Annotated in this window: 13 protein-coding genes; 5 read left to right on the forward strand and 8 right to left on the reverse strand. The window is 72.0% G+C overall.

The features are described 5' to 3' along the window. Positions 1 to 76: 76 nt before the first annotated feature. Genes rsmI through VFO68_RS27140 form a run of 3 tightly spaced genes read right to left on the reverse strand, consistent with a single transcriptional unit; the run spans position 77 to position 2,450 of the window. Positions 77 to 910 carry a 16S rRNA (cytidine(1402)-2'-O)-methyltransferase gene (rsmI, locus tag VFO68_RS27130; protein ID WP_325161240.1) on the reverse strand — a complete coding sequence of 278 codons (834 nt, stop codon included), beginning with the start codon at positions 908 to 910 and terminating at the stop codon, positions 77 to 79. Positions 911 to 921: 11 nt separating this feature from the next. Continuing rightward, on the reverse strand, positions 922 to 1,941 hold the full coding sequence (locus VFO68_RS27135; protein WP_325161229.1) for a hypothetical protein: 1,020 nt from the start codon (positions 1,939 to 1,941) through the stop codon (positions 922 to 924). Then, positions 1,938 to 2,450, reverse strand: coding sequence for a SigE family RNA polymerase sigma factor (locus VFO68_RS27140; protein ID WP_325161230.1), 513 nt, complete (start codon positions 2,448 to 2,450; stop codon positions 1,938 to 1,940). Before VFO68_RS27140 ends, VFO68_RS27135 begins: the two co-directional genes overlap by 4 nt. 115 nt (positions 2,451 to 2,565) lie before the next feature. Here VFO68_RS27140 and VFO68_RS27145 point away from each other — a divergent pair, with 115 nt between their 5' ends. Further along, positions 2,566 to 4,128, forward strand: coding sequence for a dolichyl-phosphate-mannose--protein mannosyltransferase (locus VFO68_RS27145; RefSeq protein ID WP_414635586.1), 1,563 nt, complete (start codon positions 2,566 to 2,568; stop codon positions 4,126 to 4,128). An 8-nt stretch (positions 4,129 to 4,136) separates the two neighbouring features. Here the strand turns inward: VFO68_RS27145 and VFO68_RS27150 are convergent, their stop codons facing one another. Then, a complete protein-coding gene (locus VFO68_RS27150; RefSeq protein ID WP_325161231.1) occupies positions 4,137 to 5,924 on the reverse strand; it encodes a serine/threonine-protein kinase in 1,788 nt (595 codons plus the stop codon). A 90-nt stretch (positions 5,925 to 6,014) separates the two neighbouring features. Here VFO68_RS27150 and VFO68_RS27155 point away from each other — a divergent pair, with 90 nt between their 5' ends. The 3 genes from VFO68_RS27155 to VFO68_RS27165 all read left to right on the forward strand — a co-directional run bounded on the left by VFO68_RS27155 (position 6,015) and on the right by VFO68_RS27165 (position 10,484). Further along, a complete protein-coding gene (locus VFO68_RS27155; RefSeq protein ID WP_325161232.1) occupies positions 6,015 to 7,895 on the forward strand; it encodes a propionyl-CoA synthetase in 1,881 nt (626 codons plus the stop codon). An 8-nt stretch (positions 7,896 to 7,903) separates the two neighbouring features. Next, positions 7,904 to 8,305, forward strand: coding sequence for a RidA family protein (locus VFO68_RS27160; RefSeq protein WP_325161233.1), 402 nt, complete (start codon positions 7,904 to 7,906; stop codon positions 8,303 to 8,305). A gap of 583 nt (positions 8,306 to 8,888) precedes the next feature. Then, positions 8,889 to 10,484: a beta-N-acetylhexosaminidase gene (locus tag VFO68_RS27165; RefSeq protein ID WP_325161234.1), complete on the forward strand. Its 1,596-nt coding sequence runs from the start codon at positions 8,889 to 8,891 to the stop codon at positions 10,482 to 10,484. A gap of 17 nt (positions 10,485 to 10,501) precedes the next feature. Here VFO68_RS27165 and VFO68_RS27170 read toward each other — a convergent pair whose 3' ends face one another. The 4 genes from VFO68_RS27170 to VFO68_RS27185 form a co-directional block, all read right to left on the reverse strand. Next, a complete protein-coding gene (locus tag VFO68_RS27170; protein WP_325161235.1) occupies positions 10,502 to 11,758 on the reverse strand; it encodes a Gfo/Idh/MocA family oxidoreductase in 1,257 nt (418 codons plus the stop codon). Continuing rightward, a complete protein-coding gene (locus VFO68_RS27175) occupies positions 11,755 to 12,615 on the reverse strand; it encodes a putative RNA methyltransferase (RefSeq protein ID WP_325161236.1) in 861 nt (286 codons plus the stop codon). Before VFO68_RS27175 ends, VFO68_RS27170 begins: the two co-directional genes overlap by 4 nt. Positions 12,616 to 12,714: 99 nt before the next feature. Further along, a complete protein-coding gene (locus tag VFO68_RS27180; RefSeq protein ID WP_325161237.1) occupies positions 12,715 to 14,094 on the reverse strand; it encodes an NAD(P)/FAD-dependent oxidoreductase in 1,380 nt (459 codons plus the stop codon). A 7-nt stretch (positions 14,095 to 14,101) separates the two neighbouring features. After that, entirely contained in the window at positions 14,102 to 14,974 is an 873-nt protein-coding gene (locus tag VFO68_RS27185) for an oxygenase MpaB family protein (RefSeq protein WP_325161238.1), read from the reverse strand. 209 nt (positions 14,975 to 15,183) lie between these two features. Here VFO68_RS27185 and VFO68_RS27190 point away from each other — a divergent pair. After that, a partial coding sequence (locus VFO68_RS27190) for a hypothetical protein (protein ID WP_325161239.1) occupies positions 15,184 to 15,589 on the forward strand: 406 nt, incomplete at its 3' end.

The following is a 15,589-nucleotide window of genomic DNA, read 5'->3' on the forward strand; positions in this document are numbered from 1 at the left end:
GCCTGACCCGTGGGAAAAGCAATGCCACATTCGCTACCGCAGGAATGTGGCATTGCTTTCCCACCGGCGGCGCGGGTCAGGATCTGGCGGTGACGGCGGCGTCGTAGAGCGCCTTGCGGCTCACCCCGGTCGCGGCGGCCACCTCGGACACCGCGTCCTTGAGCCGAACTCCGGCGGCGGTGCGCTCCAGCACCCGGTCGACCAGGGCAGCGGGGTCCAGCACGGCGGTGGGTTCGGCCCCGGCCAGCACCACGGTGATCTCGCCGCGAACGCCCTCGGCGGACCAGGCCGCCAACTCGCCGAGCGGGCCTCGGCGGACCTCCTCGTACTGCTTGGTCAGCTCCCGGCACACCGCGGCCGGGCGGTCCGCGCCGAGCACCTCGGCCGCGTCGGCCAGGGTGGCCGCGATCCGGTGCGGGGACTCGAAGAACACGACAGTGCGCGGCTCGGCCGCCAGGCCGGCCAGCCACCGGCGGCGCTCGCCGCTCTTGCGCGGGGCGAACCCCTCGAAGCAGAACCGGTCGCAGGGCAGGCCGGACAGGGCCAGCGCCGTGGTCACCGCGGACGGGCCGGGCAGGCAGGTCACCGGCAGGTCCGCCGCGACGCAGGCGGCGACCAGGCGGTACCCGGGGTCGGACACGCTGGGCATGCCGGCGTCGGTGACCAGCAGCACGCTCTGCCCGGCGCGCACGGCCTCCACCAGCCCGCCGATCCGGGCGGTCTCCACCGCGTCGTAGAAGCTGACGATCCGGCCGGTGGGGGTGACGCCGAGCGCGGCGGCCAGGGCGCGCAGCCGCCGGGTGTCCTCGGCGGCGATCACGTCCGCCTCGCCGAGCGCCGCGACCAGCCGGGGGGACGCGTCGCGCGCGTCCCCCAGCGGCGTCGCGGCCAGCACCAGCACGCCGGCCAGCCTATCCGGCCCTACCGCACCACGGCCGCGACCGCGACCGCACGCAACAGCTCCACGCTCGCGGTCTGGGTCCCCACGCTGACCCAGTGCCCCGGGTCGATCTGGGCGAACACGATGGTGCCGTCGGCATTGGCGCGGGTGAGCACGCCGTCCACCACCTCCGCCCGGTCCACCGGGACGTCGACGATCTGACCCTTCGATCCGGTCTTCCGTTGGGTCCCGGCGGGTGCGGTCCCGGCCTTGACGGCGAACCCGATGCAGTCGCCGGGCTGCTCCGCCGACCGGAGGGAGACCACCTGACGGCAGAGCTGGCCGGCCATGATCTCCCCGCCCGCGCCGTTCCAGTGGTTCAGCACGTAGCCCTGCGGCAGCGCGCGCAACGACAGTCCCGTGCCGGGACTGAGCGGGGTCGGCCGCAGCGACAGGTTCTCCGCCACCCGGCGCAGCTCGGCCTCGGTGACCTGCGGCGCGCGACCACCGACCATGGCCCACCGGCCGTCGGCGACCTGCCACAGGATCTGCTGCTCGGCGGGGTCGGGAGCCACCCGCACGATCCGGCCCGGCCGGCCGGCGATGGTGACCGGCTGGTCCGACAGGAGCGGGTAGTTCTCCCGCGGCTGGTCGCTGAGCTCGACGACCACCACCTCGAAGTCGGCGTTTCCGAGGTACTGCACCCCGGCCTCGGTGGGCGTGACCATCCAGGACTCGAGCTGGTAGCCGTCCGGCAGCCAACCCGGCGTGAACGGCAGGGCGGGTCCCGGCGGCGGAGCCGCGATCACGGTGCTGACCGGGGCGGACGCGGCCACCACCGGGCCCGGGCCGGCCGGCTCGGCGTCCCTGCCCGGCGCCAACGCGACCGCGCCGAGCGCCACCAGCCCGGCGACCCCGGCCACCCCGGCCACGCTGGCCACCTGGCGCCGACGGCGCCGGCGCACGATCCCGGCCCGCATCCCGGCCAGGACGTCGGCCTCGTCCGGAGCGTGGCGCTCCAGGGCGCCGAGCGCCTGCCGCATCGACTCGTTATCGATCATGACTCCAATACCTCCAGGTTCGCGGGGTGGCCGGTGCCGATGCGCTGGCGCAGGCCGGCCAGTGCGCGGGAAACATGACTGCGGACGGTGACGGGTGCGCAACCGAGGATCGCGGCGATCTCCTCGTCCGAGCGGCCCTCGTAGAACCGGAGCACCAGCACTGCCCGCTGGCGGCGGTTCAGGGTGGCCAGCAGCATCCCCATCGCGTCGCGGTCGGCGAGGCGTACCGCCGGGTCCGGCGCGGTGGCCCGGTCCAGCGCACCGGAGTCGGCCACCGGCTGGATCGAACGCACCGACCACCGCCTGCGCCAGGACAGGTAGCCGTTGGTGATCATGCGTCGGACGTAGAGGTCGGGCCGGTCCATCGCGCCGATCCGGGACCACCGGGCATGCGCCCGGACCAGCGCGTCCTGGGTGAGGTCCTGCGCCAGATGAGAATCCGCGGTCAGCACACCGGCGTACCGCACCAGCGCAGGCAGTTGCCCGCGCAGGAACTCGTCGAAGTCCACGAACCTGAAACGCTCCCTGTCGCCGAATTTGTTGAGTCCCGACACGGGGCGAACATCGCGCACCCTACGATCGGGCGTCGTGAGCCTTGCCGTCACCCAGGAGGAGGCCGACCGTTTGGCGTTGGGGGAGTCCGACGATTCCCGCGCCACCGGCCGGCGGCCGTCCGACGCCGAGGTGATCCAGGCTCGCCTGACCAGTCCCCCGATGCCGACCGACCGGCTGCGCGGCTGGCTGGTCACCGCGTTCCTGGCCGTGCTCGGCGGGATCGTCCGGTTCCAGAACCTCGGCTTCCCCACCGACCGGGGCACCCCGGTCTTCGACGAGAAGCACTACGTTCCGCAGGCCTGGGAGATCCTGCGCAACGGCGGCGTCGAGGACAACCCCGGCTTCGAGCTGACCGTGCACCCGCCGCTGGGCAAGCAGCTGATCGCCGTCGGCGAGTGGCTGTTCGGCTACAACGGATGGGGCTGGCGGTTCACCGCGGCCCTGTGCTCGGCCCTGATGATCCTGCTGATCGTGCGGATCGCCCGCCGGCTGACCCGCTCCACGCTGCTCGGCGCGATCGCCGGCGTGCTGCTGATCTGCGACGGCGTCAACCACGTGCAGGGCCGGATGGGGATGCTGGACATCTTCCTGGCGTTCTTCGTGCTGGTCGCGTTCGGCTGCCTGCTGCTGGACCGGGACCAGGTGCGCGCCCGGCTGGCGATCACCGTCGCCGAGGGCTGGGCCACCGAGTCGGCCTGCGGTCCCCGGCTGGGTTTCCGCTGGTGGCGGCTCGGCGCCGGGGTGGCGCTGGGCCTGGCCTGCGGGTCGAAGTGGTCGGGCATCTTCTACGTGGCCGCGTTCGGGCTGCTCACCGTGCTGTGGGACATCAGCGCCCGGCGTGCGGCCGGCGTGGCGTTCCCCTGGTGGGGCACGATCCGCCGGGACGTGCTGCCGGCACTGTGGGCGCTGCTGGCCGTGCCGGTGCTGGTCTACCTGGCCACCTGGTGGGGCTGGTTCGCCAGCGAGACCGGGATCGACCGGCACCTGGCCGGCGAGGCCGCCGCGTCCGGCTGGCACACCGGCTGGTACGACGTGCTGCCGCAGGCGCTGCGGTCGCTGTGGCAGTACTCCGGCAACGTGCTGCAGTTCCACGAGAACCTGAACACCCCGGCCACCGGCCAGCACCCGTGGGAGTCCAAGCCGTGGACCTGGCCCATGGGGCTGCGGCCGATGCTCTACTACTACGACGGCGGCACCACCCGCTGCGGCGAGTCGTCGTGTGTCAGCGCCACCATGCTGATCGGCACCCCCGCGCTGTGGTGGCTCGCGCTGCCGATGCTGGCCTGGGGACTGTGGCGCATGATCGCGCGGCTGGACTGGCGCTACGCGGCCGTGCTGGTCGCCTACCTGACCGGCCTGCTGCCCTGGTTCACCAACCTCGACCGGCAGATGTACTTCTTCTACGCCACCCCGCTGTCGGCGTTCCTGGTTCTGGGCCTGGTGCTCGGGCTCGGGCACATCCTCGGCCGGGCCCGGGACGGCTACGAGCGGCGCGGCACCGGTCTGCTCGTCGTGGCCCTCTACGTCGGTCTGGTGGTGGCCAACTTCATCTGGCTGTGGCCGGTGCTCAACGGTGACTCGATCACCAACTGGCGCTGGCAGGCCGAGCTCTGGCTGCCCTCCTGGAAGTAGCTCTGCGCTCAGCGCAGCGGCCGGGTGCGCTCCGCCCGGGCGATCGTGTCCGCGTCGACGATCGTGGTCACCGGGCCGTCCTCGGAATGCCCGGCGCGGCCCAGCCAGTTGCGCATCTCCCGGGCCACGGCGGTGAGCGTCGGGCGGCGGCCCGGGTCCCGGTCCAGTGCCGCGACCAGCAGCCGCTGATGCGCGCTCGCCCGCGGCAGCTGGGTCAGCGGCTCGGCCCGGGACGCGGCCATCAGCGCCGCCATCGCGTTCTCCCGCACCCCGCGCGGCGGATGGCCGGTCAGCGCGAAGCTCACCGTGGCGGCGAGCTGCCAGGCGTCCGAGGCGGGCGTCGCCGGCGCCCCGGTGGCCGTCTCCGGGGCCAGGAAGTCGGGGGTGCCGACCATCATCCCGGTCGCGGTCAGCGTCGTGTCGCCCTTGGACCGGGCGATCCCGAAGTCGATCAAATGCGCGGTGCCGTCCGGGTCGATGATCACGTTGGCCGGCTTGACGTCGCGGTGCAGCACGCCCTTGGAGTGCGCGGCGGACAGCGCGCCGGCCGTGGTCATCCACAGCCGGGCGGCGGCGACGTCGTCCAGCGGCCCTGCCTCGTGCACCGCCTCGGCCAGCTGCAGACCCTCGATGTACTCCATGATCAGGCCGAGCCCGTCGGCGTCGGAGACGATGTCGTAGACCCGCACGCAGTTCGGGTGGTGCACCGCGGCCAGGGCCCTGGCCTCGCGCAGCATCCGCTCCTCGGTCTCGGCGTCCGGCGCGTGCGCGATCTTCACCGCGACCGTGCGGTCCAGCTGGGTGTCCACCGCGAGCCAGACCGTGCCGAACCCGCCGTGGCCGAGCGGACGCACCTTGCGGAACCGGCCGCTCTGGGTCCAGATCGCCGAGGTGGTGGTGGCGCCCCGGGGCCGGAACGGCAGCGGCCCGGGATCGGCGGCCAGCTGGGCCAGCGCGGCGCGGTCGGGCTCGGGCGGCCGCAGCGGAACCGGTGGGGCGGACATCGGCGGCGGGGGCGGCGGCCGGTACGGCTGCGGTGGCGGTGGCCGGTACCCGGGCGGCGGTCCGGGCGGCGGCTGCGGCGGTGGGGAGGCGTTGGAGCGCTCGATCGTCGCCCAGCTCGGCGTCCCCACGATCAGCAGCGGGACCATGCCCAGCACCGCGACCGGCAGGAAGCCCAGCCACAGGTAGATGGCGACCTGCGCGGCGAGTGGCGCGCTGAGCAGGATCAGCACCAGGAACGGGATCCAGAACAGCCGTCCCGGCCACTTCGGACCGCGGCGCAGCGCGGTGCGGGCCTGCAGCCACACGAACAGCAGGCACAGCAGCGGGACGACCACCAGGGCGCCGATGTGCAGCAGGTGCTTCAGCACGCCCTGGTAGGGGTGGAACAGCACCTCGTATACGGTCGGCCCACCGCCGAGGTAGGTCTTCTGCTCGCCGAAGCAGTAGCCCTTGGCCAGGCTGGCCAGCTCGGCTTCGGCCAGCCCCGTGATCGGCTCGCCGCGGAACGCCGTCCGGAACACCTCGGAGGTGCCGATCGCGAGCAGCCAGGGCAGCAGGAAGGCGAACAGCCCGCCGATGATGCCGAACACCGTGAGCGTGACCACGTTGTACCGGTTGCCGGTGCCCTTGCGGGCGATGGCCACGAACAGCACGCCGAACAGCGGCAGCAGCGCGATCAGGCTGCCCGCGGTGGCCGTGGCCCAGACCCAGTCACCAGGGCAGACACCGGGACCGAAGATGCGATGGGCGAACGAAAGCAACGAGGCCGCCAGAACAACGACTCCGTCCACCACCCCTCCTCCTGGTCCCCTCCAGCCAGACTAGGCGAATTGACGTACAGCCGACGCCAATGGTTGCCCCGGCGCGGCATGATCTCCCCTATGGGCAGCTACCGCGAGGCGTACCGGCAGAGCCTGGCCGACCCGGAAACGTTCTGGCTGGCCGCGGCGCGGGCCATCGACTGGGAGACCCCACCGACCCGGGCCCTGGACGACGCCGCGGCGCCGCTGTACCGGTGGTTCCCGGACGGGCGGCTCAACACCTGCCACAACGCGCTGGACCGGCACGTCGAGGCGGGCAACGGGGAGCGCACGGCGCTGATCTACGACTCGCCGCTGACCGGCACCAAGGCCGCCTACACCTACCGTGAGCTGCGCGACAAGGTGGCCCGGTTCGCCGGCGTGCTGGCCGGGCTCGGCGTGACCGCGGGCGACCGCGTGATCATCTACATGCCGATGGTGCCGCAGGCGGTGGTCGCCATGCTGGCCTGCGCCCGGCTCGGCGCGGTGCACTCGGTGGTGTTCGGCGGGTTCGCGCCGCGCGAGCTGGCCTCCCGGATCGACGACGCCCGGCCGAAGGTGATCGTGGCGGCGTCCTGCGGGATCGAGCCGACCCGGGTGGTGGAGTACCGCCCGATCATCGCCGAGGCGTTGGGTCTGACCAGCCACCAACCGGACCACATCGTCGTGCTGCAGCGGGATCGGGCGCCGGCCGAGCTCGGCGAGCGGGACGTCGACTGGCACGAGGCGATGCGCACCGCGCCGCTCGCCGACTGCGTGCCGGTGGCCGCGACCGACCCGCTCTACATCCTCTACACGTCCGGCACCACCGGCCGGCCCAAGGGTGTGGTGCGGGACAACGGCGGGCATGCCGTGGCGCTGGCCTGGTCCCTGGCCAACGTCTACGACATCGGGCCGGGCGAGGTGTTCTGGACGGCGTCCGACGTCGGCTGGGTGGTCGGGCACTCCTACATCGTGTACGCGCCGTTGATCGCCGGCGCGACCACCGTGCTGTACGAGGGAAAGCCGGTCGGCACCCCGGACGCCGGAGCGTTCTGGCGGGTGATCGCCGAGCATCGGGCCAAGGCGCTGTTCACCGCGCCGACCGCGTTCCGGGCGATCAAGCGGGCCGACCCGGACGCGACCCTGCTGGCCGGCCACGATCTCAGCGCGTTCCGCACCCTGTTCCTGGCCGGCGAACGCCTGGATCCGGAGACCTACCACTGGGCCACGGACAAGCTCGGCGTCCCGGTGGTGGACCACTGGTGGCAGACCGAGACCGGCTGGCCGGTCTGCGCCTCGCCACGCGGCCTGGAACCGCTGCCGCTCAAGCCGGGCTCCCCCAGCGTCCCGGTCCCCGGCTACGACGTCCGCATCCTCGACGCCTCCGGCGAGGAGCTACCCGCCGGCCAGGAGGGCGCCATCGCGATCCGGCTCCCGCTGCCGCCCGGCACCCTGCCCACCCTGTGGGGCGACGACGAGCGCTACATCTCCTCGTACCTGTCCCGCTATCCCGGCTTCTACCTGACCGGCGACGGCGGCTACATCGACGCCGACGGCTACGTGTACGTGATGGGCCGGACCGACGACGTGATCAACGTGGCCGGCCACCGGCTGTCCACCGGCGCCATGGAAGCGGTCCTCGCCGCCCACCCCGCCGTCGCCGAATGCGCCGTGATCGGCGTCCGCGACACCCTCAAAGGCCAGCTTCCCAAGGGTTTCGTGGTGCTCAAGGCCGGCGTCACCATCGACGAGCCCACCCTGCGCGAGGAGTTGGTCGCCGCCGTGCGCCGCGAGATCGGCCCGGTGGCCGCGTTCCGCGACGTCTCCGTGGTCGACGGCCTGCCGAAGACCCGCTCCGGCAAGATCCTGCGGAAGACCATGCGCGGCATAGCCGACGGCCGCGACGAACCCGTGCCGTCCACGATCGAGGACCCCGCCGTCCTCGACGCCCTGCGCCCCATCCTCCGCGGCCACCCCTGAGGACGCCCATGCCCATCAGACTCATCCGTTCCCCGAGCCTGTCGGACGCCGAGTACGCCTACGCGGCCACCGCACCCGCCAATGCCAGGCTGGTCTTTTTGGCCGGTTCGTGCCCGCTGAACCCCGACGGATCCACGGCGGCGATCGGGGACTACGCCGGCCAAGCGGCCAAAGCCGTTGCGAACATGCGGATCGCCCTGTCCGACGCCGGCGCGACACTCCACGACATCATCAGCACCAGGGTCCTCGTCGCATCCACCCGCCGGGAGGACCTGGTCACCGCCTGGCAGGTGGTCCGAGACGCCTTCGCCGACCACGACGTCCCCAGCACCCTGATGGGCGTCACCGTGCTCGGCTACCCCAACCAACTAGTCGAAATCGAAGCCGTCGCCGCCGTCCTCGACTCCTGACCCGCCGCCCCTGTTTTCGCATCTCCCCAACACAGACCCCACCCTTCCCGGCATCACCCCGGGGGGCCACGACCTTCGTGTTGATCACGTAAGTGCCGAGGCCGCAGATACTGTGTCTGCTGGTTGATCATCGCTGATTGTTTGCCGTGCTGGGAAAGGGTGGACCGGGTCGGGGTGATCCGATTAGCTGACCTTCGCCGTCATCTGGCCGTGGTGCCTGATCCGCGTGCCCGCCGTGCGGCATGAGTTGGGCTCGGCTCTGGCGATCGCCGCGGCAGTGGTGGCGGTTGCCCAGTGGTTGACCGCGATCGGGAATGGGCTCCCGATGCCCAGCAACGGGGTGCGGCGGGTCAACGCCTGACCCCGCCCACTGTTTCGCCTCTCCCCTACACAGACCCCCACCCTTCCCGGGGGGCGTCCCACGTCCATTCTACCGGCGCGGGGGGTTTTGAAGATCAAATGTCGGGGGAGGTGTGGATAACTGAGGGGGTGTGGACAAGTTGGGGCGACGGTTGTGTGGTAAGGGTAAATTGGTCTATACCTGTTAGGTGGAACCCTGCCCCCCGGGCCTCGAGGAGGACCCGTGAAGAATTCCACCAACCGCAGTTTCCTGCGCCGGCTTGTCATTGCCGGCGTCGCGACCATCATCACCGCCGGCGCCTCGCCGGGCGTGGCCACGGCAGATTCGGAGCGGCTCATCTCGCGAATGAACACCATTGTGCCCGCGCCGGTGTCGGTGCGGACCGACCCGGCGGGTGACTTCGAGATCACCCGGCAGACGAAGATCTCCACCCCGCCGGGCTCGCGCGCCGCCGCGGACGTGGGCCGCTACCTGGCCGGCGTGCTCCGGCCGTCCACCGGCTTCCCGCTCCCGGTGACCTCGTCGGGCAACGGACCCGCCATCGCGCTGGTGCTCGGCGCGGACCCGCGGGTCGGCGACTCCGGCTACGAGCTTTCCGTGCGGCGCCAAGGCGTGACCCTGCGCGCGAACACCGCGACCGGCCTGTTCGCCGGGGTGCAGACGCTGCGCCAGCTGCTGCCGCCGTCGGTGGAGAGCCGCACCCGGCAGCCCGGACCATGGCTCGTGTCGGGCGGGACGATCGTGGACTTCCCGCGGTTCGCCCACCGGGGCGCGATGCTCGACGTCTCGCGGCACTTCTTCAGCGTCGAGGAGGTCAAGCGCTACATCGACCAGATCGCCCAGTACAAGATCAACGTGCTGCACCTGCATCTGGCCGACGACCAGGGCTGGCGGATCGAGATCAAGAGCTGGCCGCGGCTGGCGACCTTCGGCGGCAGCACCGAGGTCGGCGGCGGGCCCGGCGGGTACTACACCCAGAACCAGTACCGTGATCTGGTCAGCTATGCCGCCTCCCGGCACATCACCATCGTTCCCGAGATCGACATGCCCGGGCACACCAACGCCGCGCTGGCCTCCTACGCGGAGCTGAACTGCGACGGGGTCGCCCCGCCGCTCTACACCGGCACGGAGGTCGGGTTCAGCTCGCTGTGCATCCGCTCCGAGATCACCTACCGGTTCCTCGACGACGTGCTGCGCGAACTGGCGGCCCTGACTCCGGGCCAGTACCTGCACATCGGCAGCGACGAGGCGCATGCCACCACCGAGCCCGACTACCTGTACTTCATCAACCGGGTGCTGCCGATCGTGGCCAAGTACGGCAAGAAGGTCAGCGGCTGGCACGACTTCGTCAAGGCCACCCCGCCGGCCACCGCGCTGCCGCAGTACTGGGGCACCACCAACACCAACGCGCAGGTCGCCGCCGCCGTCGCGCGCGGCAACAAGGTGCTGCTGTCCCCGGCCAACAAGGCCTACCTGGACATGAAGTACAACCCGGCCACCCCGCTGGGGCTGAGCTGGGCCGGATTCATCGAGGTGGACACCGCCTACGGCTGGGATCCGGGCAACTACCTGCAGAACGTGCCGGAGAGCGCGGTCGTCGGGGTGGAGGCGCCGCTGTGGTCGGAGACCCTGGAGAACAGCGACCACATCGAGTTCATGGCCTTCCCGCGGCTGCCCGCCTACGCCGAGCTCGGCTGGTCGCCGTGGGCCACGCACGACTGGGCCGGCTTCCGGAACCGGCTGGCCGCCCAGGGCCCGCGGTGGACCGCGCAGGGCATCGACTTCTACCGGTCCACGCAGGTTCCCTGGCCACAGTAGGCCGCCCAGGGCCGGTACTAACTCTGGGTTAGTACCGGTTCGACGGTGCCGGCGAGCCGGGCACGCTCGGCGGCGAACACGGCGAGATGGGTCTCCAGGGACTCCACCGCGCCGGACAGGATGGGCGCCGGGTCACCGGTCGCCACCGCGGTGGTGAAGGCCGCCATCAGGCCGTCGTCGCCGCCGCCGTGACCGGACCCGGCGTCGGTGCCGGCCGAGGGCGCCACCAACTCCTCGGTCCGCCCGGTGACGAAGTCGCACACCGTGAGCCGCTGCCCGTCGCCCTCGATCGAGCCGCGGCTGCCGAAGATCCGGGTCCGGCGGTCCTGATGCGGCGTGAACGCCGTCATGGTGAAGGTCCCGGTCGCGCCTCCGGCGAACTCCAGCGCCACGACCTGATGGTCGACCACGTCGTTGTCGCAGGTGTACACGCATCGCCCGTACGGCCCGTCGCGCAGCGCCGCGCGCACCCCGGCCTCGGTGGGGTCGTCGGTGAGCACGCTGACCGGCCAGCCCGTCCGGCCGCCGCGCACCATGCCCAGGTACAACCGTGCCGCCGAGTACGGGCAGTCCGGTTCCACCGCGCAGTCCAGGCAGCGGTCGGCCGCGCCCTCGGGCTGGTTCTCCGGCCGGAAGTGGCTCAGTGCCCCGAAACTCGACACCCGCTCGATCGGCCGGCCCACGACATGGCGCAGCCAGTCGATGTCGTGGCAGGACTTGGCGAGCAGCATGAACGACGAGCGGTCCGACCGCCGCCAGTTGCCCCGGACGAACGCGTGGGCGTGGTGCCACCAGCCGACCGGTTCGAGGTGCTGCACGTCGTGCACCACGCCGATCCGGCCGGCCGCCACGATCTCCTTGAGCAGCCGGGTGTACGGCCGGTAGCGCAGCACGTGGCAGACCGCGAACAACACCCCGGCCGCGCGCACCGCGTGCACCAGCCGCCGGCAGTCCGGCTCGGACGGCGCCAGCGGTTTCTCCACCAGCAGGTGATATCCCTTGGCCGCCAACGCCATCGCCGGTTCGACGTGGGCCACGTCCGGCGTGGCGATGATCGCCGCGTCGGCTAATCGCGGTTGCTCGGCCAGGTCCTGCCAGGACGAGAACTGCCGCTGCGCCGGGATCCCATGCCGCCCGGCCAGCCGGGTGCGCTGGAACTCCCGCGGTTCGGCGACCGCGAGAACCGAGGCCCGGTCCGGGTTCGCGGCGATCCATCTGGCGTAGGCGCTGCCCCGCTCGCCCGCACCCACGACGGCGAAGGTCACCGCCGTCATCGGGCGGTCCCCCGCCGGTAGGTGGCCACGATGACCGACGCGGTGACCGAGACCGGCTCGTCCAGCATCCGCACCCGCTCCCGCGTCCGCGCCGGGTCCACGTGCCAGGAGCTCGGTCCCATGCCGACGACGGCCTCGACATCCTCGTGCGACAACGACATGGTGAACTCCCAATCGTCCTCACTGGACAGTTGGCCGTACGGGGCGAGCGCGGCGGTGATCCGATCCTGCTTCTCCGGCTCCACCTTGAGCAGTTCGAGCTTCCACACGAGCTCGATCAGGTGCCGCGCGGTCGGCGACACCACGACCAGAACGCCGTTCTCGGCCAGGATCCGGTGGATCTCGGCGGGGTTGCGCGGCGCGAACACGCTCAGCGCGAGCGCCGCCGCTCCGGACCGGACCGGCAGGCCGTGCCACACGTCGCAGCCGACCGCCCCGACCCGGCCATGGGCTCGGGCCGCCCGGCGCAACGCCGCCTTGGACACGTCCAGCGCCAGTCCGAACCGGTCCGGCAGCGCGTCGAGCACCGGTCGCAGATAGTGCCCGACGCCGGCGCCGATATCCACCACGCATCCGGCCGGGCGGTCGACGATGGCGCGCTGGCCGGCCGCCACCACGGCCCGTTCGATCGGCGCGAAGTGCCCGGCCGACAGGAACTTCGCCCGGGCCTCGACCATCTCGGGGGTGTCGCCGGAGATTCCGGACGAGTGCCCGGAGACCAGGTTCAGATAACCCTGACGGGCGACGTCGAACGTGTGCGCCTGCTGGCAGCGCACCGCCGAACCGGCGAGCGCCAACTCGGTCCCGCAGTTGGGACACACCAGAAACCGCAACACCTCGGCGAGCACCGGACTCATGACCTCCGGCTGTTGACCGGCAATGTGAAGAACCCACCACAGCCAGCGTCCACATGCAACCGGACGCCGGGTCGGGCGGGTCTGGACTCGGCCATGGACCTACCGTGCCGCAAGATCGGCGACAGCGGCCCCGATGGCCCGGTGGAACGTCGGGTAGGCGTAGATCATCTGTCCGAGCATGGCGGTCGGCACCTCGGCGTGCACGGCGACCGCGAGCGCGCTGAGCACCTCGCCGCCGGTCGGACCGACCGACGTGGCGCCGACCAGCACGCCCCGGTCGGCGTCCTCGACCAGCTTGAGCAGCCCGTCGTTGCCGGGTCCGTGGATGAAGCCCCGGGACGAGGCCGCCAGGTCGGTCGTCCCGATGCGCACGGAGATCCCTTGCTGCCGGGCCGCGGCCTCGGTGAGCCCGACGCTGCCGACCTCCGGGTCGGTGAACGTCACGCTGGGCACCGCGCGGTAGACCGCGCCCGGGTGGTCGCGACCCAGAATGTCCGCCGCGGCGATATCGGCCTGGTAGATGGACATGTGCGTGAACGCGCCCTTGCCGGTCACGTCACCGATCGCCCACAGCCCGGGCGCCGCGCGCAGCCGTTCGTCGACCTCGATGCCCTTGCCGCTCTCGTCCAGACCGTAGGCGCCGACGCCGAGCGCGGCCAGGTCGGTGTGCCGGCCGGTGGCCACGAGCAGGCACTCGGCCGACAGCGTCTCGCCGCCGTCGAGTCGCACGGTGAACGTGGCGCCGTCGTGGCTGACCCCGGTCACCGAAACCCCGGTGCGCACCGTGATGCCTTCCTCGGCGAAACACTCCTGGAGTAACCGGCCCGCCTCCGGTTCGGTGGTGGGCAGCAGCCGTTCCCGGGTGTGCAGCAGGGTGACCTCGGCGCCGAACCGGGAGAACACCTGGGTGAACTCGCAGCCGACCGGGCCGCCGCCGAGCACGATCATGCTGCCGGGCACCAGGGTGGTCTGCACCGCCTCGCGGTTGGTCCAGAAGGGAGTGCCGGCAAGGCCGGGAATCGACGGGACGGCCGGGTCCGTGCCGGGGTTGACCACGATCGCCTTGGCCGCCTGGAACCGCCGCTCACCGTCCGATGTGGACACGGTGACCTCGCCGGGCGCGGTGATCCGGGCCCGGCCGCGGACGAACCGGGCACCGGCCTGCTCCAGCCGTTCCACCGCGACCCGGTCGTCCCAGTCGTCGGTGGCATCCTCGCGGATCCGCTTCGCCACCGGGCCCCAGTCGGACCGTACCGTCGCCGAGCCGGCCAGTTCGCCCACCCGGCGGGCCTCGGCGAGGGCGTCCGCCGCCCTGATCATCATCTTGGTCGGGATGCACGCGTAGTAGGGACATTCGCCGCCGACCAACCGGGCGTCGACGCCCACCACGGAAAGGCCCTCCCGGGCCAGTCGGGCGGCGCACGCCTCCCCGCCCGGGCCGAGTCCGATCACGACCACGTCCACCGGTTCGTTCGTCACCCGGACATCATTCCGTGCGGTAGCGCGCGGGCGCGAACTCGTCCCGCGCGATGGCCGCGCGCCGGGCCCGCAGGTAGGCCGGGCCGTTGACCCGAACCGACTCCGGCAGCACCGGGGTGAGCGCCCGGGACGCCGTGGCGACGGTGCGCAGCGCCCGGTCCTGCCGCCCGGTCCAGCGCAGTCCCAGCCTGGCCCGCAGCGCGGGCGGGGTCGCGCCGATTCCGGTGAGGGTCAGCAGCCGCGTCATCGGCACCCGGCCCGCCCGCCACAACGGCTCGGTCCAACCCGGCAGCAGTTCCGGCCGGGCCGGCCGGGCCGCCACCCGCAGCACGGTGTCGACGGTGCCGGTGTGCTCCAGCCGGGTACTGATCATGTCGTCGAAGTAGTCCAGGAACTCGTCCCACCCGCCCGGCAGATCGCCCGCTCGCACCCCGATCAACCGGCCGAGCCCCAACCATTCCCGGTACAACCGGTGCACCTCGTCCGGCCGCATCCCGGACCCGAACATCCGCTGCCCGTTCACCACCGACCAGACCAGCGTCCCGTGCACCCAGGCGTACGCCCCGGGTTCCAGCGCGTGGTACCGGCTCCCGTCCGGGTTCACCCCGCGGATCCGGCGGTGCATCCGCCGCAGCCGCTGCCCCACCTCGACTGCGTCGAACCCCCCGTACACCATCAGGTTCACCCAGTCGATCGTCCGGTACAAGCGCACCCAGGGCCGCGCCTCGAAATCCGAATGGTCCCGCACCCCCGCCCCCACCGTCGGATGCGCCACCTGCAACAACAACGCGCTCAACGCTCCCAGGAACAACCGCGGATCACTCACGTACCGCCACGCGGCCGACCCCTGGCCCACGGTCAACTCCCGCGCCTCCACCACGATCCGACCATGCCACCGGGCGCGACTCCGCGCGAGCGCATCGAGGCGAAATGCCGGCGCCGCGCAGGCCGCAGGTTGTGCGACGATGACGGCCATGACGACCAGAAAGGGCCATGCCGCGTAGGCGCCCGGCACAGCTCCGCGCCCGCCAGCCGATCCGGCGGCAGCCCGGACAGTCGATCCGTCAGGTCTCCCGAGTATCCGCACCGATGCTGCGTGCCATTGCCGACGTGGAACGCACGCGACTACAGCCCGGCGCGGTCGCCGAGGCACTCGGCAGTTGGGCCGGATTCGTCCGAGGTCCCGCCCGCGCCCTCGCCGACTACGCACCCGAGGCATGCACCTGCCCGGGATGCCGGTGGCACGACCCGATCGCGCATCGGGAGACGCTGCGGGTGGTGCTGAACGCGTTGCCGGCCAAGGCCGCACGGGAGTTGAGCGCACTCATCCGGCCCCTAGACGAGCTCTACCTGGCCCGCTCGATCCCCGACCCGGCGTCCGCCCGTATCCGCGACCTGCTCACCGCCCACACTCGCGCCCGAATGCCGCCGGCCGACACGTTCACCTTCGGCGTCGACCTGGTGTATCTGGGTTGGCTGCTGGTGGTGGTCGGTG

The sequence above is a fragment of the Actinophytocola sp. genome (assembly GCF_035712165.1).
Lineage (GTDB): Bacteria > Actinomycetota > Actinomycetes > Mycobacteriales > Pseudonocardiaceae > DASYTH01.